The 22448-nt window shown below is 68.2% G+C and carries 16 protein-coding genes and 1 pseudogene; 10 read left to right on the top strand and 7 right to left on the bottom strand.

Going from position 1 to position 22448, the window contains the following annotated elements; translation table 11 throughout:
• Positions 1 to 127 precede the first annotated feature (127 nt).
• A complete protein-coding gene (locus MKW15_RS23170; protein ID WP_240862563.1) occupies positions 128 to 1786 on the bottom strand; it encodes a VanW family protein in 1659 nt (552 codons plus the stop codon).
• Between the two features lie 351 nt (positions 1787 to 2137).
• The gene (locus tag MKW15_RS23165) at positions 2138 to 3433 is read right to left on the bottom strand and encodes an acetyl-CoA C-acetyltransferase (protein ID WP_240862560.1); all 1296 of its coding nucleotides are present in this window, start codon (positions 3431 to 3433) and stop codon (positions 2138 to 2140) included.
• A gap of 154 nt (positions 3434 to 3587) precedes the next feature.
• Here MKW15_RS23165 and MKW15_RS23160 point away from each other — a divergent pair, with 154 nt between their 5' ends.
• Positions 3588 to 4949, top strand: coding sequence for a 3-oxoacyl-ACP reductase (locus MKW15_RS23160; protein ID WP_240862559.1), 1362 nt, complete (start codon positions 3588 to 3590; stop codon positions 4947 to 4949).
• Positions 4949 to 5872 (top strand): MaoC family dehydratase, encoded by a 924-nt coding sequence (locus tag MKW15_RS23155; protein WP_240862557.1) that lies wholly within the window; start codon positions 4949 to 4951, stop codon positions 5870 to 5872. Before MKW15_RS23160 ends, MKW15_RS23155 begins: the two co-directional genes overlap by 1 nt.
• 148 nt (positions 5873 to 6020) lie before the next feature.
• On the opposite strand, the gene MKW15_RS23150 is transcribed toward MKW15_RS23155, so the two are convergent.
• Complete coding sequence (locus tag MKW15_RS23150; RefSeq protein ID WP_240862555.1) at positions 6021 to 6629, bottom strand: TetR/AcrR family transcriptional regulator; 609 nt, start codon at positions 6627 to 6629, stop codon at positions 6021 to 6023.
• Between the two features lie 88 nt (positions 6630 to 6717).
• Positions 6718 to 7920, bottom strand: a complete 1203-nt coding sequence (locus tag MKW15_RS23145; protein WP_240862553.1) for a glycoside hydrolase family 3 N-terminal domain-containing protein — start codon at positions 7918 to 7920, stop codon at positions 6718 to 6720.
• A 29-nt stretch (positions 7921 to 7949) separates the two neighbouring features.
• On the opposite strand from MKW15_RS23145, the gene MKW15_RS23140 reads away from it, so the two are divergent.
• A complete protein-coding gene (locus MKW15_RS23140; protein WP_374248062.1) occupies positions 7950 to 8540 on the top strand; it encodes a universal stress protein in 591 nt (196 codons plus the stop codon).
• A 17-nt stretch (positions 8541 to 8557) separates the two neighbouring features.
• Here MKW15_RS23140 and MKW15_RS23135 read toward each other — a convergent pair whose 3' ends face one another.
• Positions 8558 to 9613 (bottom strand): zinc-dependent alcohol dehydrogenase family protein, encoded by a 1056-nt coding sequence (locus tag MKW15_RS23135; protein WP_240862551.1) that lies wholly within the window; start codon positions 9611 to 9613, stop codon positions 8558 to 8560.
• 154 nt (positions 9614 to 9767) lie between these two features.
• Here MKW15_RS23135 and MKW15_RS23130 point away from each other — a divergent pair, with 154 nt between their 5' ends.
• From MKW15_RS23130 to MKW15_RS24735, 4 genes and pseudogenes are all read left to right on the top strand, one after another.
• Complete coding sequence (locus MKW15_RS23130; RefSeq protein WP_240862549.1) at positions 9768 to 10772, top strand: GlxA family transcriptional regulator; 1005 nt, start codon at positions 9768 to 9770, stop codon at positions 10770 to 10772.
• Entirely contained in the window at positions 10769 to 11491 is a 723-nt protein-coding gene (locus MKW15_RS23125) for a DJ-1/PfpI family protein (protein WP_240862547.1), read from the top strand. The genes MKW15_RS23130 and MKW15_RS23125 overlap by 4 nt, the downstream gene beginning before the upstream one ends.
• A 33-nt stretch (positions 11492 to 11524) precedes the next feature.
• Positions 11525 to 11734, top strand: coding sequence for a DUF2613 domain-containing protein (locus tag MKW15_RS23120; protein WP_240862545.1), 210 nt, complete (start codon positions 11525 to 11527; stop codon positions 11732 to 11734).
• Positions 11709 to 15059 (top strand): annotated as a pseudogene (locus MKW15_RS24735) (DUF3367 domain-containing protein); the annotation flags it as partial. The gene MKW15_RS23120 and the pseudogene MKW15_RS24735, both read left to right, overlap by 26 nt.
• A gap of 890 nt (positions 15060 to 15949) precedes the next feature.
• On the opposite strand, the gene MKW15_RS23110 reads toward MKW15_RS24735, so the two are convergent.
• Entirely contained in the window at positions 15950 to 17197 is a 1248-nt protein-coding gene (locus MKW15_RS23110; RefSeq protein WP_240862543.1) for an acyltransferase family protein, read from the bottom strand.
• A gap of 34 nt (positions 17198 to 17231) precedes the next feature.
• Here MKW15_RS23110 and MKW15_RS23105 point away from each other — a divergent pair, with 34 nt between their 5' ends.
• A complete protein-coding gene (locus tag MKW15_RS23105; protein ID WP_240862540.1) occupies positions 17232 to 18401 on the top strand; it encodes a PorA family protein in 1170 nt (389 codons plus the stop codon).
• Here MKW15_RS23105 and MKW15_RS23100 read toward each other — a convergent pair.
• Positions 18343 to 19521, bottom strand: a complete 1179-nt coding sequence (locus MKW15_RS23100; RefSeq protein WP_240862565.1) for a lipopolysaccharide biosynthesis protein — start codon at positions 19519 to 19521, stop codon at positions 18343 to 18345. The genes MKW15_RS23105 and MKW15_RS23100 overlap by 59 nt on opposite strands.
• Positions 19522 to 19699: 178 nt before the next feature.
• Between MKW15_RS23100 and MKW15_RS23095 the strand changes: the two genes are divergently transcribed.
• On the top strand, positions 19700 to 20635 hold the full coding sequence (locus MKW15_RS23095; protein ID WP_240862538.1) for an HpcH/HpaI aldolase/citrate lyase family protein: 936 nt from the start codon (positions 19700 to 19702) through the stop codon (positions 20633 to 20635).
• Positions 20636 to 20645: 10 nt separating this feature from the next.
• Complete coding sequence (locus tag MKW15_RS23090) at positions 20646 to 22349, top strand: hypothetical protein (RefSeq protein ID WP_240862536.1); 1704 nt, start codon at positions 20646 to 20648, stop codon at positions 22347 to 22349.
• Positions 22350 to 22448: the final 99 nt, after the last annotated feature.

Below are 22448 nucleotides of genomic sequence, written 5' to 3'. Positions count from 1 at the left end.
TGGGCACCGTGTCGAGATCCGCCGGATCGAGCCGGTACCGAGCGGAGCGAGGCACCGTGTCGAGATCAACCAGCGAGGAAATCACCGTGTCGACATCACCCAGCGTGGGGCGCGGCGGTCCGACCGTTCACACGCACTTGACGATGGGCTCCGGGGCGTAGCGGACAGTGCGGGTGTGGCGCGAGATCTCGGCGCCGGTGCGGGCGTCGCGGATGATCCGGGTGTTCGACGTGGTGAACCCCTTGCTGCCGCTGCTGGCGATGCAGTCGTCGCCCTTGGGGACCGAAACACGTTCGGGCGCAGTGATTGCGGTGCGTTCACCGGTGATCGATTCCACCTTGACCGTGGTTGTCGACCACATGCGCACGGTCACCGACGAGGACGACCAACTCGTCTCGATGTAGATGCCGTGTCGGGTGTTGTTGCGGAACTGCAGGTCGATGGCGCCCTCGAACACCGTCGCCTCCCGCGCCTCCGGATAGCGCGAGATGTAGTAGGCGTGCTCGGTGTGGTCGACGTCCTCGAGTCCGGCGAAGTACGCCGCGTTGTAGAGCGTCGTCGCGAACTGCGAGATGCCGCCGCCGACTGCCTTCGCGGCGCGTCCGTGGTCGATGATCGTCGACGTCACATAGCCCTGGGCAGAGCCTCGCGGACCCGTATAGGTGTTGAGCGAGAACACCTTTCCGGGCAGGACCACTGCACCGTCGACCTCGGCCGCGACGAGACGGATGTTCTCGCCCGACGCACTGCTGAAGTCTCCGGTGGTGTATTCGCTCACCACCTCCTTCACCCCGAGGCGTCGCGCTCCGGCAGTGGTGAGGCGTGGTGGCACCACGTCGTAGACCGCTGCCACCGTGCGGGCGCCGTCAGCCGACACCGCTTGTGCGGCAATGGCGTCGGCGGTCTTGGTCCAGTTGATCCGTGCGCCGTCGACCGACGGGACCACCCGTGGTGCGCCACCGGTGACCCGGAACGACGCATTCTTCGCGATGCTCTGCGAGCGGGCCAGGTCGCCGTTCAGCAGACCTTTCGCCACACCCGGGTCGACGCGCGGCACCAACCCGCCACGGCCGTCGGCGACAAACGTGAGGATCGAACCGAGTTGCTCCGGCGACACCTCGACCTTCACGTCACGGCGCCCGGTCACCGTCAGTTCGCCGGCGGTCGCACGTTTCGCGACTCCGGCGACGGTCGCGTCAACCACCTCGGAAGTGACCGAGGGCGAGAACGGCTCCATCGGCAGGTGGACCGGTGCTCCGTCCAGCCAGCGACTCATCAGTACGTCGGCCGCCCGGTCACGCGCGATCCGCAGGCCCGCGGTGGGCCGGTCGGGTCGGGGCTCGGCACCCGCGTAGTGCACCCCGCCCTCGATGGCGGCGCGCTCGAGGACCCTACGCTCGGCGTCGAGCGCGGCGTCGAACGTCTTGCGGTCGAGTCGGACGACCGGCGCGACCTCCGGGCCCCGACCGACGATCCCGAGAAGGCGCACGACGGGGTTGCGCAGCGGGGTCAGCAGACGGTCGCGGGTGGCGTCGACATCAAAGGTGAGGCCGAGCTCGGTGGCGGTGAATTCCACGGACCCCGAGTCCGTGGCGATGATCACCGGTTGTCCGGCCCGACGCGCGAGCTCGGCCAGCGCCGGTTCGAGTTCCTTGCCGCCCTGGTTGCCGACCTCGATGCCGGCGATCGTCGCGCCACGGGCCGAGGCAGACCGGGTGAGGACGACGTCGGTGGCGAGAACCAGGCACAGCACGGCGACGACGCCGACAGCCACACGAGTGGCCATGCGTGTTCTCCGAGCGCCTGTAGTCACGACTCCAACCATAATTTCCGACAAGCGGAGATGAACTGTCGTGCGGACCACAGTGGGCGGCGACGACAGTGAAGAGTCCCGACCGCCTGCGCTTCACCCCCGAGAAAGCAGGCGCTCCGGCCGAGCTGTCGGGTCGGGGGTCTGACAGCTCAGCCGGAGCTACCGGTATGTCTACGCTACTTTTCGTTTCGTTACATCCCCTGTGGGCACATTTCCCGAGATTGTGACGAATTTCCCCTTCCATCTCGGGCCATTTGAGACGACTTCGTGTCAGAAGTCTCGACAGTCCCCAATGAAGTGTCCAAAATCGGGATCGAAGGTTCTCTAACCCTCGATGATCGCCGTGACACCCTGCCCGCCGGCCGCACAGATCGAGATGAGGGCGCGTCCGCCACCGTTCTCCTTGATCTGCTTGGCGGCCTGGGCCACGATGCGTCCGCCGGTCGCGGCGAACGGGTGGCCCGCGGCCAGCGACGAGCCGTTCACGTTCAGCTTGGTGCGGTCGATTGACCCGAGCGCGTTGTCGAGGCCCAGACGCTCCTTGCAGTACTCCTCGGACTCCCATGCCTGCAGGGTCGCGAGCACGACGGACGCGAAGGCCTCGTGGATCTCGTAGAAGTCGAAGTCCTGCAGCGTCAGTCCGTTGCGCTCGAGCAGGCGCGGGACGGCGTAGGTCGGGGCCATCAGCAGCCCGTCGGGTCCGTTCACGTAGTCGACGGCCGCGGTCTCGGAGTCGACGAAGTAGGCGAGAACGCCCAGCCCCTTCGCGTCGGCCCACTCGTCGCTGGCCAGCAGGACGGTCGACGCGCCGTCGGTCAGCGGGGTCGAGTTGCCCGCCGTCATGGTCGCGTCGCCGAGCGAGACGCCGAACACCGGCTTGAGCTTGGCGAGCTTCTCCACTGAGGAGTCGCCACGCAGGTTCTGGTCGCGGATCAGTCCACCGAACGGGGTGATCAGGTCGTCGAAGAACCCGGCGTCGTAGGCGGCGGCCATCTTCTGGTGGCTCGCGGCGGCCAGCGCGTCCTGGTCGGCGCGCTTGATGCCGAACTCCTTGGCGGTGATCGCGGCGTGCTCGCCCATCGACATGCCGGTGCGGGGTTCGCCGTTCTGCGGGATCTCGATGCCGAGTTTCGGCAGCAGCTTCAGCGCAGCGAGCAACTGGTCGGTGGTGCTGCGGGCGCGGTTGACCTCGAGCAGCTGACGCCGCAGTCCCTCGCCGACCGCGATCGGGGCGTCCGACGTGGTGTCGACGCCACCGCCGACGGCGACCTCGTAGCGGCCGCGGGCGATGCCGTCGGCCACCGTGGTGATCGCCTGCAGGCCGGTGCCGCACGCCTGCTGGATGTCGAAGGCAGGCGTGTAGGGCGAGAGTGCCGAACCGAGCACCGACTCGCGGATGAGATTGAAATCACGCGCGTGCTTGAGCACCGCACCGCCCGCGACCATGCCGAGCTGCTCGCCCTGCAGGTTGAACCGGCTGACCAGGCCGTCGAGAGCTGCGGTGAACATCTCCTGATTGCTGACCTTGGCGTATGCCTTGTCCTGCCGGGCGAACGGGATGCGGTTGCCGCCGAGGATCGCAACCGGCCGCTGCGAACGGGTCTTGGGTGTGTAAGCCACTTCGAACTCCCAGGGTGGTGTTTGGTATCTATAGCGTATTCTTACTCTTGAGTAAGTTCGTTGTCGAACGCCGCTCACCCGAGCGCGCTCGTCGCAACACCCCATGCTGCACCGCAGCGTCCCGCGCCGCCGAGCCAAATCAGAGGAGATTCACGTGGCCGCCAACGGAAACACTGGCCTGTATTCGAGCTTCGTCCACTCCGGACCGGGTGCCTTCATCGCCAAACAGGCTGGTCTGCCGGTTCCGCCGGCGCTGCGCCGGTTCAAGGCATCGGAGCCCGCACTGGCCGGACCGGTGATCCTCGGCGGTGCCGGCCGGCTCGTCGAACCGCTGCGCGAGATGCTCACCACACCGGACTACACGCTGATCCAGAACGCCACCACCGGCCGTAGTGCCGACAAGTACGGCGGCCTGGTCTTCGACGCGACCGGCATCACCTCCCCCGCCGATCTGCGCCAGCTGTACGAGTTCTTCCAGCCCCTCATGCGCTCGACCGCGCCGTGCGCACGGTTCGTCGTCATCGGCACCACCCCGGAACTCGTCACCAGCCCCGACGAGCGGGTCGCACAGCGCGCGCTCGAAGGCTTCACCCGCTCGCTGGGCAAGGAACTCCTAAAAGGTTCGACCGTCCAGCTCGTCTACGTCTCCCCCGACGCCAAGACCGGTCTCACCGGCCTGGAGTCGACGCTGCGGTTCGTCCTGTCGGCCAAGTCGGCGTTCGTCGACGCACAGGTGATCCGGGTGGGTGCCGGCGACGCCGTCGCCCCCGACTGGGACAGGCCGCTCGAGGGCAAGGTCGCCGTGGTGACCGGCGCGGCCCGCGGCATCGGCGCAACCATCGCCGAGGTTCTCTCGCGCGACGGCGCGCACGTCATCTGCGCTGATATCCCGGCCGCCGGTGAGGCACTCGCCGACACCGCCAACAAGGTCGGCGGGACCTCCTTCCCGCTCGACGTAAGCGCCCCCGACGCCGGCGCGAAGCTGGCCGAGCATGCGCTGGAGCGTCACGGCGGCATCGACATCATCGTCAACAACGCCGGCATCACCCGCGACAAGCTGCTCGCCAACATGGACGCCGACCGTTGGAACGCGGTGATCTCGGTGAACCTGATCGCCCCGCAGCAACTCGTCAGCGCCCTCGTCGAGAAGGACGCCATCCGTGCCGGTGGCGCCGTGGTCGACGTCTCGTCGATCGCCGGCATCGCGGGCAACCGCGGACAGACCAACTACGGCGCGTCCAAGGCCGGTGTCATCGGGCTGGTCGACGCCTACGCTCCGCTGCTGGCCGAGAAGGGCATCACCATCAACGCGGTGGCTCCCGGCTTCATCGAGACCAAGATGACCGCCGCCATCCCGCTGGCCACCCGCGAGGCCGGCCGTCTGATGAGCTCGCTGCAGCAGGGCGGGCAGACCGTCGACGTCGCCGAGACCGTCGCCTACTTCGCCAACCCGGCGTCGAATGCGGTGACCGGCAACGTCGTCCGCGTGTGCGGCCAGGGATTCCTGGGTGCCTGATGTCGAAGACCATCACACTCTCGCAATCCCCGAGCACCGGCGAGGTCTACGGCAAGGCCATCACCGGACTGCTGCCGGTGATCGGCAAGCCGGCCAAGGTCGCCCCCGACGCATCGGTCCCCGACACGCACTATCGGCTCGCCGACGTCCGCGTCGATCCCGATGCGCTGCAAGCGTATTGCCGGGCCACCGGGCAGCGGTTCTCCTCGACCCTGCCGTTGACCTACCCCTTCGTGCTGCAGTTCCCGCTCGTCATGAAGCTCATGACCTCGGCCGAATTCCCTTTCGGTGCAGTCGGTTCGGTGCACATGACGAACACCATCGAGCGTCGTCGGCCGATCGGCGTCGATGAGCCGCTGACGATCGTCACGCACGCCGAAAACCTCCGCGAACACCGAAAGGGCCTGCTGGTCGACGTCATCAGTGAGATCAGCGTAGGCACCGAGCCGGTCACGACGCAGACAGCGACGTTCCTCAAGCAGCAGCGGACCAGCTTGTCGGATCAACCGCGCGGGCCGGAGCCGAAGGCCGCGACGCCACCGCCGCCGGACTCGATCCTGGCGGTGGACCTCGGACGCATCCGCGAATACGCCGCGGCGTCGGGCGACCGCAACCCGATCCACATGGGCAACCTGCCCGCCAAGGCATTCGGCTTCCCGAAGGCGATCGCCCACGGAATGTGGAGTGCCGCAGCGGCAATCGCGAACGTCGAAGCACAGTTGCCCGGCGAGGTCACCTACGACGTCCGGTTCGGAAAGCCGATCCTGTTGCCCGCCAAGGTGAATCTCTACACGCGGCGCATCGACGGTCCCGGCGCCGGGAGCGGAGCGAGCGGGCCAATTGTTACCGGGAATTTCGACATCTCGATTCGCGACCGGCGCAAGGGTTTTCCGCACCTGACGGCAACGACGCGGGGGAGCTGAGCTGGAAGCCCCCACCGCTGGCTGTGCGAGCCTGCGAGCCTCGAAGCCGCTGGCGAGATGACATTGCCGTCTCACCAGCCCTTCGAGGCTCGCTCCGCTCGCACCTCAGGGAGCGGGTGGGCGGCTCCGCGGGGGGCTCAGGGAGCCCTCACGCCGAACGGTCGGTGCCGATGCCCTTCAGGCCGCGCCAGACGATGCCGACGAGGAGGTCGGTGGCGGTGTCGAGGTCGACGTCGCCCTCGGTGATCCGGTCGGCAACCGCCTCCGAGGCGCCGACGAGGGCGACCGCGGTGAGTTCGAAATCGATGTCGCTCGCACCCTCGACGGTGGTGCCGGCCTTGATGAGTTGGGTGACCATCTCGGTGACCCGCTGGCGGCTGTCGCTGACGATCTGGGCGAAGCTCGCCGTGCCGATCGCGACACGATAGAGCACCCGCCAGGACTGCCGGTGCTCGTGCACGAACCGCAGGAACTCCTTGATCACCGTCCGGGCCTGTTCGCGCTGCGACAGATTCGGGTCGAAGCCGACACTCATGGCGTCGATGAACAGTCCCGACTCGCGGGCGATGCACGCGCTGAACAGCTCTTCTTTGGAGCCGTAATACAGGTACAGCATCGGCTTGCTGATCTGCGCCTCGGACGCGATGGCGTCCATCGAGGTCTCGCGGAATCCGTTCTGCGCAAACACCTTCACCGCAGCATCCAGCATCTGCTGCTCACGTACCGCCCGGGGAAGTCGCTTGGTTCCGCCCGACATGACCACCTCCTGCGCAACGCGCCCCGACCACTGCTGACGCTATCCGACAATACCGAATAACTTACCGGAGAGTAAGTTATTGGCGGATTCAGCAGTTGACGACGCCCTTGGCCCGGAAGATGCGCAGCACCTTTGCGTTGAGCCGGGGAGGAGCCAGACGACCGGCCCGCACTGCACGCTCCAGGGTATCCAGAACCGACCCGACGCGGTCGGTCGACAGCCACAGCGCGACGTCGCCGCCGGCGAGGATGAACTTCTCGACCGCCTGCTCGATCGGGTACTGCGCACTGATGGCGGCCATCCCGGACAGGTCGTCGGAGAAGATCACGCCGTTGAACCGTGGGCCGTTGTAGCCGACGCCGGTGCGCAGCATCTGGATCGCCGGCCGGCTGATGCTCGCCGGCAGCCCGTTGGTCAGCCCCGGCACGATCAGGTGCCCGACCATGACCGCGGCATCGCCCGGATTCTGCAGCAGCGTGCGGTAGGGGACGAGGTCGCTGGTCTGCAGTTGCGACAGCGGCGGGGTCCGGACCACACCGAGATGTGAGTCGCCCGAGCCGTGCCCGTGACCAGGGAAATGCTTGTAGACGGGCGTGATCCCGGCCGCCTGCAGACCGGCCGCGTAGGCGCCCGCATACTTCGTCACGGTGGCCGGGTTGTTGCTGAACGAGCGGTCGCCGATCACCTCGTTGTCGGACTCGTCGCTGACGTCGACGACGGGTGCGAAGTCGACGGTGACCCCGAGGTTCCTGAGTTTGCGTCCGACCTCGGTCGCGATGGCCTTCACCTGCGCGGGGGTCTTCTTGGCCAGCTCGCGCGCCGACACCCCGTCGATGCCCAGCGACGACAGCCGCGACACCCGACCCCCCTCTTGGTCGACGGTCACCATCAGCGGGATCTTGGCGGTACGCGAGATCCGGGCGGCCGCGCCACTTTGGAGGATCGATTTGTCGGTCCAGCTGCCGACGAAGATGCCGCCGATCTGTTCGGAATTCACGATCGACTGTGCGTCCGCGGTACCGGTGACCCCGACCGTGATCAGCTGCGCCAGCTTCTGGCGCACCGTCATCGAGTTCAATTTGTCTGCGCCACAACCGGTTACCGGGGGAAGGCGAACGGGCACCACGGCCGACGAGGACGAGGAGGACGTCATCGCGTACGCCGACGTCGTGGTACTGCCAGCCCCGGGAGGGGTGTCGGTGGCGCACGCCGCAACGGCGACGCACGTCAGGACGAGGAGCCCGTGGGCGAGGAAACGAGGGATCGCGCGGCGGCGGCGAGTTGAACCCATGGCTCGAGTCTGGCATGTAACCTGGACGAATGGACGTGGGGTCCATTCCGAACAGGTCCGAGCCAGCCCCCGGTGGCGGTCAGACGGACCCTGGCACAGTGCCCGCCGAGGCCAACGGATCTCGAACTCACCAGGTTCTGATGATCGCCTACGACGGGTCGCCCAACGCCGACCGCGCCATCCGGTACGCCGGAACCTTCCTGCGCGCCGACACCGCATATGTCGTCACCGCCTGGCAGCCGGGCAGCATGTCACCCGCTCGCCTCTCGACCCTGTCCGGTGGCATGCAACCGTTCATCGACACCCAGCTCGACACCGGCGTCGACCAAGCACTCCAGTCCGAAGCGGAGAGCATCAACGCCCGCGGGGTGGAACTCGCCACCCAGTGCGGTCTCACCGCGCGGGGTTCGCTCGTCGAGGTCGAGTCGACGGTGTGGGGTGCGCTGGTTGCGGCGGCTGACGCGCTCGACGTCGACCTGCTGGTCACCGGCACCCGAGGCGCATCGGGTCTGAAGGCGCTGCTGCGCTCCAGCGTCGCCGAGCGCGTCCTCAAACACTGCTCCCGGCCGGTGTTCATCGTGCCCGCCAAGTGCGAGAAGCAACCGCCGGTCACGCTGTAGGACACCACACCGGGTGATCACACAGCGCTGATGATCACTTTCAGCGCGTGTTCGTCGGCCGCATTCGCGAACGTGTCGTACGCCTCGTCGAACTGGTCGAAGCCGAACCGATGGGTGACGAAGCGTTCCGGCGCGATCGTCCCGTCGCGGGTCTGATCGAGCAGTTCCGGCGCGGTCGTCGCGTTGACGAGCCCGGTGGTGATGGTCAGGTTGTTGATCCAGTCACGTTCGATCGGGAACTCGACGCCCTCACCGTGCACGCCGACGTTCGCGACATGTCCACCGGGCCGCACACTCCCGAGTGCCGTGAGGAACGTCCCCGGCAATCCGACGGCCTCGATCGCGACGTCGACCCCGAGGCCGTCTCGGCTCAAGCCCTTCAGTTGCTCGACGACGTCGCCGCCTGCGCCGACATCGATGGTGTCGGTGGCCCCGAACTCGCGGGCCTGTTCGAGCCGGAACTTGTTGCCGTCGACCGCGATCACCTTCGACGCTCCGACCGCCTTGGCGGTCATGACCGCGGCCAATCCGACCGGTCCGACGCCAACGATCGCGACCGTGTCCCCCTCCTTGACCGCGCCACTGAGCACACCGATCTCGTAGCCGGTGGGCAGGATGTCGCTGAGCATCGCACCCTGCTCCGGCGTCACACCGTCGGGCAGCGGGATGAGTCCGTTGTCGGCGAACGGGACGCGCACGTATTCGGCCTGGGTGCCGTCGATGAGGTGTCCGAAGATCCACCCGATGCCGCCGACGGTCTGGCAGTGCGACGTCAGCCCGGCCTTGCAGTAGTCGCAGGTACCGCACTTGGTGATGCACGAGATGATCACCCGGTCGCCGACCTTCACCTTCTCGCACCCCTCGCCGACCTCGGTGACCACGCCGACGCCCTCGTAACCGAGGATGCGACCGTCGGTCACCGCGGGCACGTCACCTTTGAGGATGTGCAAATCGGTTCCGCAGATCGTAGTGGTCTGGACCCGCACGATCGCGTCGGTCGGAGCGTCGAGCACGGGATCGGGCACCGTCTCCCAGCTCTTCTTCCCGGGTCCGTGGTACACCAGCGCCTTCATTGCCGCCTCCGTTCGAGTCCCCTTGGCCGACGCTAACCGTGGCGCCCGGGCAGGGGTGTCTCATCCTGAGATCGGCGGCCGGAAGGGTGCGATGTCCTGATCTGTGGGGTCCATGGCCTAGACGCCACGACGATCCGTCCGAAATCATGTACGTATGACCCGATCCGTGGTGGTGTTCGGCTTCGACGGCGTGCAGCCCCTCGACATCACCGGGCCGGTCGACGTCTTCACCACCGCGTCGGTGGCGCTGCACGGTCAGGGATACCCCGACGAGGGATACACGGTGACCCTCGTGTCGGAGGGCGGGCAGCCGGTGTCGAGCGGGTTGGGACTCGAGTTCGTCGCCCATCCGTTGCCGGACGCCGGCGCTCCGATCGACACGCTGGTGTTACCCGGCGGCATGGGGGTCTTCGACGCCCGACGCCGTGCCGAGACGGCCGATTGGCTGCGCGGGGCCGCCGAGGGCGCGCGACGGGTGATCACCATCTGCACGGGTGCGTTCTTCGCCGCCGAGTGCGGCCTGCTCGACGGCGTGCGGGCAACCACGCACTGGTCGGCGGCCCAATTCCTCGCCGACGAGTACCCCGCCATCAACGTCGACGCGGATCCGATCTTCATCCGCAGTTCGGATCGGGTGTGGACCGCGGCCGGCGTCACCGCGGGGATCGACCTCGCGCTCGCCCTCGTCGAGGACGACCACGGCACCGAGATCGCCCAGATCGTTGCCCGGCACCTCGTGCTGCACCTTCGCAGGCCCGGCGGTCAGTCGCAGTTCGCCCCACCGATCTGGATGCCCCGGGCCAAGCGTCGGCCCATCCGCGACGTCCAGGAAGCGATCGAACACGATCCGGGAGCCCCGCACCGCATCGCCGACCTCGCGACCCGCGCGGCCATGAGTCCTCGCCACTTCACCCGGGTGTTCACCGACGAGGTGGGCGAGTCACCGGGCGCCTACGTCGAGCGCATCCGCACCGACACCGCGCGCCGTCATCTCGAGGAGTCCGACGACACGACCAGTGCGGTCGCCGCGCGCAGCGGATTCGGATCGGCGGAAACGATGCGACGGGTGTTCGTCCGACGCCTGGGTATCCCACCCGACCAGTACCGACGCACGTCCCGCACCGCATCCGCCGACAACCGAGCAGGAGTTGCCCCATGACCCAGATCGCCATCGTCGTCTATCCGCAGTTCACCGCACTGGATTTCGTCGGACCGTACGAGGTGCTGCGCGGCCTGCCCGACGCGGAGGTCCGGTTCGTGTGGCACGAACCGGGTCCGATCACGGCCGACTCGGGGGTTCTGGTGGTCGGCGCGACGCATTCGTTGTCCGAGACGCCGCACCCCGACATCGTGCTGGTGCCCGGCGGACCAGGGTTTGCACAGGCCGCACGGGACGAGCGCCTGCTGAGATGGCTTCGTGAGGCGCACACGACCGCGACGTGGACGACGTCGGTGTGTACCGGATCGATCGTGTTGGCCGCGGCCGGCCTGCTCGAGGGCAAACGCGCGACCACCCACTGGTCGTCGCTGGCCGGCCTGTCGCTCTATGGCGTCACCGCGGTCTCCGATGAGCGCATCGTCCGCGCCGACGACGACAGTTCCATCGTCACCGCTGCCGGTGTGTCCGCGGGCATCGACTTGGCCTTGTGGCTGGTCGGTAAGGTGGCCGGCGACAACCGAGCGCGAGCGATCCAGCTGTTCATCGAGTACGACCCGCAGCCGCCCTACGACTCGGGCCATCGCAGCAAGGCATCGGCGTCGACGGTGGCTCGCACCACCGCACTGCTGTCCCGGGACTCGCTCAAACCCGCGATCATCGGTTCGGCGACGGCACTCGCCTGGGAGGGCGCGCTGCGCAGGGTTCGCGCCCGTCGATGAGTTCTGTCGAGCGGCGATGGTAGTTTCGTCGCCATGAACTCCTCCCGTACCAGGTACCTCATCGCCGGAGCCGTCGCTGCGGTCTCGGGCATCGTGGTCGGCGTCGGTGCGGTGTTCCTCGGTGGGCTGCTGGCGGCCGAGACCAGCCCGTCGACCGACCTCAACCGCATCAACCCGAACAACGGATTCGTGCAGGGTTCTGTCGACTACGGGTCACGTGGCGGCGCCGGCGAGAACAACTGAGTCTCGCATCGCTGGGACGACCGGACGGCTCTCGGTCCGGGGCGTCGGAATCGCCGGTTTCCTCGCACTCCTGATCTGTCTGCTGCAATCGCCCGGACAGATCGCCGCCGACACCAAGCTCGACCTCACCGCCAACCCGATCGGATTCCTGACCCGGGCGGCTCACCTGTGGTCGCCCGACGCCCCGATGGGGCAGGTGCAGAACCAGGCCTACGGCTATTTCTTTCCGCACGGCGCATTCTTCGCTCTCGGGGAGTTCGCACACCTGCCGCCCTGGATCACGCAGCGCCTGTGGTGGGCGCTGCTGCTGACGATCGGATTCGTCGGGGTGGTGCGTCTTGCGGAAGCGCTGCGCGTCGGATCACCCGCATCGCGGATCATCGCCGGCGCCATCTTCGCGCTCAGCCCGCGCGTGCTCACCACGCTGGGGTCGATCTCGTCGGAAACGCTGCCGATGATGCTCGCGCCGTGGGTGCTGGTGCCGATGGTGCGAGTGCTGGATGGCGGTGGGGGCATCCGGCCGGTGTGGCAGGAGGCGCTGCGGTCCGCGGTCCCGGTGGCGTTGATGGGTGCGGTGAACGCGGTGGCCACGTTGGCGGCGCTCGGTGTGGCGATGGTGTGGTGGCTGATGCACCGGCCCGGCCGCCGCATGCTGCGCTTCGGCCTGTGGTGGGCGGTCGGACTGCTGCTCGCCTGCGCCTGGTGGGTGGTGCCGCTGCTGATCCTGTCCAGGGTGAGCCCACCGTTCTTGGACTTCATCGAGTCGTCCGGCGTGACCACACAGTGGACGTCGCTCACCGAGGTGCTCCGCGGCACGAGCTCGTGGACTCCGTTCGTGTCATCGGAACGTGTTGCGGGCGCCGTGCTGGTGACCCAACCCGCCGCGGTGCTCGCGACGGGCACCCTCGCTGCGGCCGGACTGGCCGGACTGTGCATGCGCCACATGCCATTCCGGTCACGCATGGTCGCGCTCGTGGCACTCGGCCTGGTGCTGATGTGTGTCGGGTTCGCCGGGCAGCTCGGCTCACCGATCGCCGACGACGTTCGCGCCTTCCTCGACGGCGCGGGCGCACCGCTGCGCAACATCCACAAATTCGAACCCTTTGTGCGCCTTCCCCTCGTGCTCGGTGTGGCCCATCTGCTCGCCCGCGTCCCACTGCCGGGGACCGTGATTGTCCGGGAGTCGCTGTCCGCCTTCGCGCATCCGCAGCGGTCGCGTCCGGTCGCGGCGACGGTGGTGGTGGTGGTCGCGCTCATCGGTGCGGGTTCGCTGATGTGGACGGGTCAGCTGGCCCCGGCGGGTGCGTATCGCGAGATCCCCGGCTACTGGCAGCAGACCGCGACGTGGTTGTCGACCCATGCAGCCCAACCGGATTCGGCCCGGCAAGCACCCGCGCGTGCGCTGGTCGTTCCCGGAGCGCCGTTCGCCGACCAACTCTGGGGACTCACCCGCGACGAACCCATGCAACCACTCGGCGACACTCCCTGGGCCGTACGCGACGCCATCCCGCTGACACCGCCGTCGGCGATCCGGGCGATGGATTCGGTGCAGCGCGCCATCGCGAATGGTCGGGCCTCGCCGGGGCTTGCCCCGACGCTCGCGCAGCAAGGCATCCGATATGTGGTGTTGCGTGCCGATCTCGCACCGGACACGTCACGCTCGGCACGACCGTTACTCGCGCAGCACGCGCTGACCGGTTCCCCCGGGATCCGCCGAGTGGCCGTCTTCGGACCCGACGTCGGGGCACCCGAGCTACGTGACGTGGTGCGCGACAACGGACTCAGGCCGAAAATGCCTGCCATCCAGATCTTCGAGGTGGCGGCGACCGGATTCCCTGGCACAGGTCCGATCCTGGTCGACACCGACGGCATGGCCCGGGTGGCCGGCGGCCCGGAGTCGTTGGCACAACTGGACGACGCGCGCACCCGACTGGGGCTGCCGCCACTCGGCCCCTCGCTGTTGGCCGCCGACGCACGCCGCGCCGGCCTCCCGGACGCGCCGGTGATCGTCACCGATTCACCAGCCGATCGCGAAACCGACTTCGGGCGCGTCGACGACCACACTTCGTCGATCCGCTCGGCGGGCGATCCGCGTCGGACCTACAACGCGGTTCCCGACTACCCGGTCGAGGGGCAGTCGCTCGTCTCCGGAGAGTGGTTGTTGGACAACCGGTCCGGTGAGGTACGGGTCGGCGTGTCCGGGTCGGCGGCCGACGCGACCCAACCGGGACAGACGTCTCCGGCGAACTCGGCGGCCGCAGCCTTCGACGGAGATCCGCAAACCGCTTGGGTCAGTGCGGGATTGCAGTCTGCCGTCGGACAGTGGATGCGTCTGTCGTTCACGCGCCCGCAGTCCGATCTCACGCTGAGGATCACCACCGCAAAGGCCTTGGGTCCCGACGTCAGCAGCGTGGTGGTGGCCACCGAGGCGGGCAGTACCGTCGCGTCGGGCCTGAAACCCGGCGAGCCCGTGACCGTGACGGCCCCCAGCGGACCGACCCGGTGGGTGCAGATCCGGGCGCTGCAAACCGCGAACGGCTCGGCCGGCAACCAGTTCGCGCTCGGTGAGGTGTCGGTGCGCGACCTTCGGTCCGGATTGCCGATCACCATCCGACACCGGGTGACACTCCGGCCGCTGGCGCCGAACACCACTGTCGCACAATGGCTGCTGACCCAGGAGCTGAGTGGCCGGGCGTCGTGCGTGGCCGACCCGGCCGCCGACGTGGCACGATGCGCCCCCGGACTGGGACTCGCCGCCGAGACCCCGGGCATCTTCACCCGCGCACTGCAGGTTCCGCAGCCGACACCGGTCACCCCCGCGGTGGTGTTACGCCCCCGCCCCGGCGACACACTCAACGCGCTCCTGTGGTCGGCCGGCCAGATCGTGGCGACCGGACCGTCGGCCGTCACCGACCCGCGCGGCGGACCGAGCGCGGCCGTCGACGGCGACCCGTCGACGGTGTGGACGGCACCCGAACCTGCGAAGGAACGTAAGAAGGGCGAGCGCCCACCGAAAGCCGATCGGGATTCCACCGAGCCGCGGCTCACCCTCGGACTCCCCGCACGGCAGCGCGTCGAGTCCCTGCGAATCGTTGCGCCGCAGGGCTATCCGTCCGCCCCGACCCGCGTGGCTGTCGATCTGGGCACCGGTCCGCAGATCCGGGACGTCGGGGCCGACGGCGTCGTCCGCCTCGACCCGGCCGACACCGATCGGATCACGATCACCGTCCTCCGCCAGCGTGACCTCATCGAGGTGAACAGCCTCGGCTTCGCCACGCAGGCGCCACCAGGGATCGCCGAGATCGAGATCAACTCGCGGACGTCCGTGCCGCCGGCGGATCGCGCGATCGACATCGGCTGTGACCGAGGCATCGGAATGACGGTGTCGGGACAGGTCATCGGACTGTCGGTGCAGACCACCGCCGACGCATTGCGCAACGGCGAACCGGTGGTGGCGCGACCCTGCTCGAGTGCGCCGATCGCGCTGGGCGCCGGCGAGCAGGAGTTGTCGGTCAATCCTGGTGGGGCGTTCACTGTGGATTCCGTTGTTCTGCAGTCTGGTTCGACGACAAGAGTTTCACAGACCGAACCGGCTGCGGTTCGGGACTGGTCCGCGGTCGACCGGTCGGTGACGGTGAATGGCGTTGCGCACCAACGCGTACTGGTGATCCCCGAGAGCACCAACGCCGGTTGGCAGGCCCGCCTGGGGGACAACGAGCTGACCCCGATCGTCGTCAACGGTTGGCAGCAGGGGTGGGTGATCCCCGCGGGCGCCTCGGGAACCGTCCAGCTCACCTACCGCTTCGATTCGCTGTACCGATGGGCGCTCGTCATCGGCCTGATATTGGTCGGCGCGTTGCTCATCGCGGCGTGCTGGCCCCTGCCGCCGGCTGAGGTGCGAGCCTGCGAGCCTCGAAGCCCTGGTGAGAGGACACTGCCGTCTCACCAGGCCCTTCGAGGCTCGTCGCTAGCGCTCCTCGCACCTCAGGGAGCGGGATTCTTGGCGTCTGCAGGTGTTGCGACACTGTCGATGTCGTGGTTGCTGTCGGGTTGGTGGGGTCTGGCGTTCGGGATCGGGGTGGGTTCGCTCGCTGCCGTCCTGCGACCGCGCACAAAGGTCGTGCTGTGTTTCGTGTCGATGATGCTGGCCACCGTCGGCCTCGCCGCCGGACCATGGCATTCGCCCAACGGCTACAACGGGTTTGCGTGGTGGGTTCAGTTGCCTGCGCTGATCGCGGTGCTGCTCGCCGCCTGGGCGGCGGTGTGGTCGGTCGTCGAACCGGATCTCTCCGACGACGAGACGCCGCTCTCCCGCCTGCGCAACCAGCGTCGGGCCGGTTCTTCGACAAAGGCGTAACTCGCTGCCGCAACACCGATCGTGAGGACGACGGTGATGGACCAGACCAACGGCGTGTCGCCGCTGAACGGGACGATGCCGAACAGTCCGAACACCACCGCGAGAACCGCGAGGTGCCAGATGAAGATGCCGTAGGACCAGCGTCCCAGGGCGAGCATCACCGGCGAGGTCAGGATGCGGAACGGACCTGCCGAACACACGAGCGGTGCCAGCAGCGCGTATCCGCACAGCGCTCCGAGCACCATCTTCGTCGCGAACTGCAGGTTGGTGAGCACGCCCAGTCCGGTCGGTCCGGCCAGTGGTGTGCATGCGAGCGCGTAGGCCACCACGAGGACGCCGAACATCAGCCATCGTCGTGCGCTGATCGAGGCGACTCGTTCGATCCACCGCGGCGCGTGGCCGTGTTCGATGGCACCGGCCACCTCGGCGAGCACGAGTCCGGCGAGGAACCACGGCAGGTGTCCGATGACCCAGTTCTTCGGCTCCACACCAGCGGGCAGCGGCAGTGCCATCGCGGGCCAGGCCCAGGCGAGACTGACCAACCCGAGCACTGCCAGGGCCGCAATCCGCCAGTCCCGGCGGCGTCCTCTCAGGCGCAACAACGCGAGTCCGATGATCGGCAAGATCGCGTAGAACGCGACCTCCACCGACAGACTCCACATCTGCGTGAGTCCGGCCGTCAACGACAACGGCACAAACACCTGGGTCAGGGTGAGATTCGCCAACCAGACCGTGGCGTCGGCGCCCTGCGCGTCGGGCAGCAGGAGCAACACGACGACCACCACGACGACGTAGGCCGGCCAGATCCGCACAAACCGGTGACGCAGATAGCGTCGGATCGGCGGATGGCCGCCGTTGTCACCGTGCGCTCTGTCGACCCACGGCCGCCACAGGAGGAAGCCGGAGAGGGCGAAGAACAGGGCGACGGCGAGGTCGAGTCGCCCGAGTACCGGGCCGAGCACGGGGATCTGCACCGCGCGGGTCTGGAACGCCACATGGGTGGTCAGAACCCCGAGTGCCGCGATCGCGCGCATCCCCTCCAGCTGCGGATAGAACCGCCGCGCGGGCGGCGCGACTGTACTGGAGTGGGTGTCGGTGCTGGTCATGCTCCTGACAGGGTAGCCGCGTACCCTCTCGCCTATGTCGCGGCACCGATTCTCCACCGCTGATCTGATCGGTCCGACCCTGCTGTTCCTCGGGGGATTCCTGGTCGCGGTGACGATCGCGCTGCCGACGCTGCTGCCCGATCAACTGCGCCTGATCCCGCTGAGCACCGACTTCACCACCGTCGCGACCACCACCGACCCGACTCTCGCGAACGAGCCCGACGCGACGATCCTCGACGTCTGCTCGCTGAACACCCCGACCGCGCGCACCGTCGGCGCGGAGCTCGTGCGTCAGCAGCGTGTGGTGGCGGTCCAGCCGTCGGACCGGCGGCGCGTCACGGTGCAGGCCGGCACCTCCATCCAGGCCGACCATCTGCTGATCGACGGTAAACAGGTCGATCCGGCGCTGCCGCGTCCGGGCAGCACCCCGGCCGGCGATCGGCCCAGCTGTACCGATCCGACGGTCGGGGCGGTGCGTGATCGGGTGACCCTCAATCGCGAGAGCGCTCTACCGGATCTGGCCGGGGGCGGCAGTTCGGAGATCCAATACGACAACCAGTCGGCGCCGGTGCCCGCACCGGATCGACGCGGCTTCACCTACCTGATGTCGTTCGACGTCAGCACCTCCGATCACGCCTTCTTCGACGTCACCACGCGTCGCACCGTGCCTCTGCGCTACATCGGCGACGGCCAGGTGTCCGGGCACGACGTCGCACGATTCACCGCACTCGTCCCCGACACCGACCTCAACACCGTGCCGAGCGCGGCCACCACCAACCGGCCGACCCTCATCACCCGGCCCGCGTCGTGGTTCGGGGTCGGCGGCGACCCGGCCCGTCAACTCACCGCGACGCTGCACCACCGTTCCGAGTGGGAACTGTCGGTCGACACCCGCACCGGCCTGATCGTCGACCAACACATCAGGATCGACGAGTCGTACCGGTTCGACGGCCGGACAGCCGGTGTCCCAACGGATTTCGCGCTCCCTTACCTGCGCGCGACGTTCCGCTACGACGAGCGGACCCGCACCGAGATGACCGCACGGTCGTCGGACCTGGCCAACCCGGTGGTGATCTGGGGACGGCTGGTGCCGATCGCGACGGGTGTCCTCGGTGTGGTCCTGCTGATCGTCGGGCTGCTGTTGCTCAATCCGGCTCGGCTGCCGGAGAGGATTCGACGGCGGCTGTCGAAGACCGCGAACTGAGCACGTAGACGGCGGTCGCCGTGGCCGCGACGGTCCCGGCAATCGCCGCCGTTGCCGCCAAGGTGACGATCGACCCGACGACGGTGACGATCACGACCACTTCGGCGGCGACGACCGCCCATGTCAGCAGCGCGACCTGGGTGTGGTCGCGCGCGATCGCCGACAGCAGTGTGACCTGAAGAACCGACAACACCGCTCCGGTGTAGGCGAAGAGCCACAGGATGGGTACGAGAGCGCGATAGTCGTCGCCGACGACGAGTGGGACCAGCGGTCCGGCCAGACCGGCGGCGACGGTGAGGACAACTCCGATACCGGCCACCACGGTGACCGCCTGGCGCAGCGAGTCGCTCGACTGTGCGGGGTCGGCGAGACGCGGATAGAAGACGACGCCGATCGCCTGCGGCAGCCAGAAGGCAACCTTGGTCGCGATGGCCCCGAGCGCGTACACACCCGCCTCGTCCGCGCCGAGCGCCGTACGCGACAGCAGCAGATCGATCGACGACGCGACGATCAGCACCAACTGCACCTGGGAGGCGCGCAGCACACTGCGTGCGTCCAGGGATGTCGTCGGCTCACTGCGTGGATGTAGACGGTCGACGCGGGTCATCCACACGCCGAGCCAAACCACCGCCACCGACGCCCCGGCGCCTATCGTGCCCGCGAGCAGTGCCCCGGCCGGGCCCGCCCCGAGCGCGAGCACCCCGATCACCGGCAACGCACGCAATATCCCGACCACACCGAGCAGCCACGCCAACGCCCGGAACTCGCGTCGACCCTGCACCATCCCCTGACCGGCCGCGATCAGCGCCAGCAGCGGCGCGGCACTGAGCGCAGCCGCTGTGGTCGCGACGGACGCGCGCGCCAACGCAGCCACCACCGGAACGGCAACCGCAGCGAGAACGACAACCAACGCAGTGGTCTGCACGGTGACCGTGCGCAGACGACGCTCGGAGCGGCCGAGGACAACCTCCCGAGCGATGACCGCCTGCAACGCGAGCGCGGGTACACCGAGCACGAGCATCGCCGAGAGCAGGACCGCGAACTCGCCGTACTCGTCGGTGGTGAGGAACCGGCCACCGGCGAGCAGGTGAACCAGGTACATGCACACGTTGGCGACCATCGAACCGATCGCCACGGCACCGACGGCATTGACCGTCGAACCGCGCTGCGAGCCGGACGCCGGGTGTTTCACGCCACCAGTGTGGCCCACCTGCACGGAGGTGCTTTGCACCGACCACACGGCATCGGGAACGATGGAGCGGCACGCGACCACGCATTCCTACTTTCGAGAGAATCGGATGTACGACGAGACCACGACCTACGAGTCCGATACTTCAGACGCCGGGTTCCGCATCGACCCGGTGCTGGCCCGCAGCTGGCTGCTGGTGAACGGCGCCCATTACGGCAAGTTCGAGGCGGCCTCACGGTCGCGTGCCGACATCGTGGTGCTCGACATCGAGGATGCCGTCGCACCCAAGGACAAAGTTGCCGCCCGCGACAACGTCGTCCGCTGGCTCGGCCCCAAAGACGCTCCCGCCGCCGGTGCCGGCGAATGGGTGCGCATCAACGGGTTCGGCACGCCCTGGTGGGCCGACGATCTCGAGGCGTTGTCCAAGACCACCCTCGGTGGGGTGATGCTGGCGATGGTGGAGTCCGTCGACCACGTCACCGAGACCGCCAAGCGCCTGCCGGATGTCCCCATCGTCGCGCTCGTGGAGACCGCACGTGGACTCGAGAGGATCAGCGAGATCGCCGCGGCCAAGGGAACTTTCCGGCTGGCCTTCGGCATCGGCGACTTCCGGCGCGACACCGGCTTCGGCGACGATCCGGCGACCCTCGCCTACACCCGATCACGATTCACCATCGCCGCCAAGGCGGCTCACCTGCCGAGCGCCATCGACGGCCCGACGGTGGGGTCGAGTGCCCTCAAGCTGAGCGAGGCCACTGCAGTCAGTGCGGAGTTCGGCATGACCGGCAAGATCTGCCTCTCACCAGACCAGTGCGCGCCCGTGAACGACGGTCTGTCGCCGTCGCAAGACGAAATCAGTTGGGCCAAAGAGTTCTTCGCGGAGTTCGAGCGGGACGGTGGTGAGATCCGCAACGGCTCCGACCTCCCGCGGATCGCCCGGGCCACCAAGATCCTCGATCTCGCACGCGCGTACGGCATCACCGCGTCGGACTACGAGGACGAGCCCGTGCACCAGCCCGCGCCGTCGGACACCTACCACTACTGAGCCGCCCGACGTGAGGAACGGCCGCCTGCTTCCCGTGCTGTACATCGTCAGCGCGGGCCTGACGGCGGTGATCGCCGGTCCGCTGCTCGGGGCGCTCGTCGGGATCGGGCCGCGGCATCTCCTGTACCGCGACGCGGTGTCGACGCCCCGCTCCTACGCCACCGACGCCGCACTCGGCATCGGCGACCTGCCGCCTCGCGCGGTTCCGCAGGACTGGCTCGTCGCGATCGTGAGTCGGGTGGTCGACGGCGGATGGTTCGTGGTCGCCGTTCTCTTGTCGGCGCTGGTGTTTGCCGGTGTCGGATACGGACGGCTCGCCCATCGTCTGCTGCCGCAGGCGGGACGTGTGGGGGCGGTCGCCGCTGCGGTGATCGCTCTCTGGAATCCATTTGTCGCGGAACGACTTCTGCAAGGCCACTGGGGTCTGTTGGTTGGATATGCAGCGCTCGCGTGGATCGTCGTCGGCGTCGGTGATCTCGTGGCTGCACCGTCCGCGCTGCGCTGGTGTCAGCTCGCGGGTCTCGTCGCGGTGGCCGGGTTGACGCCGACCGGGTCCGTGCTGGCGGCCGTTGTGTTGGTGACTGCTTGTGTGGCTTACGGTTTCCGATCTCGTTCCGTGCTGGGGGTCGTAGTCATCTGGATCGGGAGTGCCGCACCGTGGTTGGTGGCGGCGCTGGTCGGCGGGGCGGCCACGACGACGGGATCGGCGGGCGTCGGCGCGTTCGGGTTGCGCTCGGAGCCGTGGCTCGGTCCGCTCGGCACCGCGCTCGGCCTTGGTGGGATCTGGAACGCCGACGCGGTGCCCACCAGCCGCACGGTCGGGTGGGCGGCGGTGGCGACCGGGTGCCTGCTGGTGGTCGTGGCCATCGGGGCTATTCAGGTGTGGCGAGACCGTGTCTTTCGGTGGCTGGTCGTCTTGGCGCTGGTTGTGGTGATCCTTGTGGTACTCAGCAGCTTTGGGCCGGGTCGCGCTGTGCTCGAGGCGGTGGTCGACGCTGCGCCGGGCGCGGGTCTGCTGCGTGACAGCCAGAAGTTCCTGGCGCTCCTGATGCCCGCGTTCGCGGTTGCCGCCGCAGGTGTGATCGTCGCGCTGCGACGCCTGGTACCCGCGGGGTTTGCGCTTGCTGCAGTCATCCTGCTGGTGGTGGCTCCCCTCCCCGATCTGGCCTGGGGGGTCGGCGGTGCGGTGCGCCCGGTCTCCTTCCCGGCGGAGTGGTCGGCGGTCGCGCGGATCGTGCCCGCCGACGCCGGCGCGGTTGCCCGCTGGCCGTCGAATACCGTGCGCCGGTACGCATTTGCCAATGAGGTGTCACTCGCCCCGGCTCCTCGCATGCTGCGCGCGCCGGTGGTCGAATCCGGACGACTCACCGTCGACGGTCAGGAGATCGACCCGCCGTCGGCCGCTGCGGTGAAGGTCGAGAAAGTTCTTGACACCGAGGGCGATCCGTCGGAGCTCGCCGATCTCGGAGTCGGCTGGGTGCTCGTGGATGGTGATTCGCCGCCCGCACGGGTTGCACGACTCGACCCAGTGTTCACCGGAGACACGTTGCGTCTCTATCAGATTGACGGAGCGCAGACGCCGAAGGCATCTTCCGGCGCGCGCGCCGCAGCGGTGACCGCGCACGCGTTGTGGCTCGCGATGATCCTCGCGGGCGCTGCGGCCTGCGCCGTCCAGGCAGTCCGCGCTTTCCGGCGGACGGATTCCGCTGGTTGATCTCGACACGGTGCCTCGCTCCGCTCGGTACCGGCTCGATCCGGCGGATCTCGACACGGTGCCCACCCCCCGCTGGTTGATCTCGACACGGTGCCCACC

It is taken from the genome of Gordonia gummivorans (genome assembly GCF_022513585.1).
GTDB lineage: Bacteria > Actinomycetota > Actinomycetes > Mycobacteriales > Mycobacteriaceae > Gordonia.
This window is presented reverse-complemented; position numbering and strand designations above follow the sequence as displayed.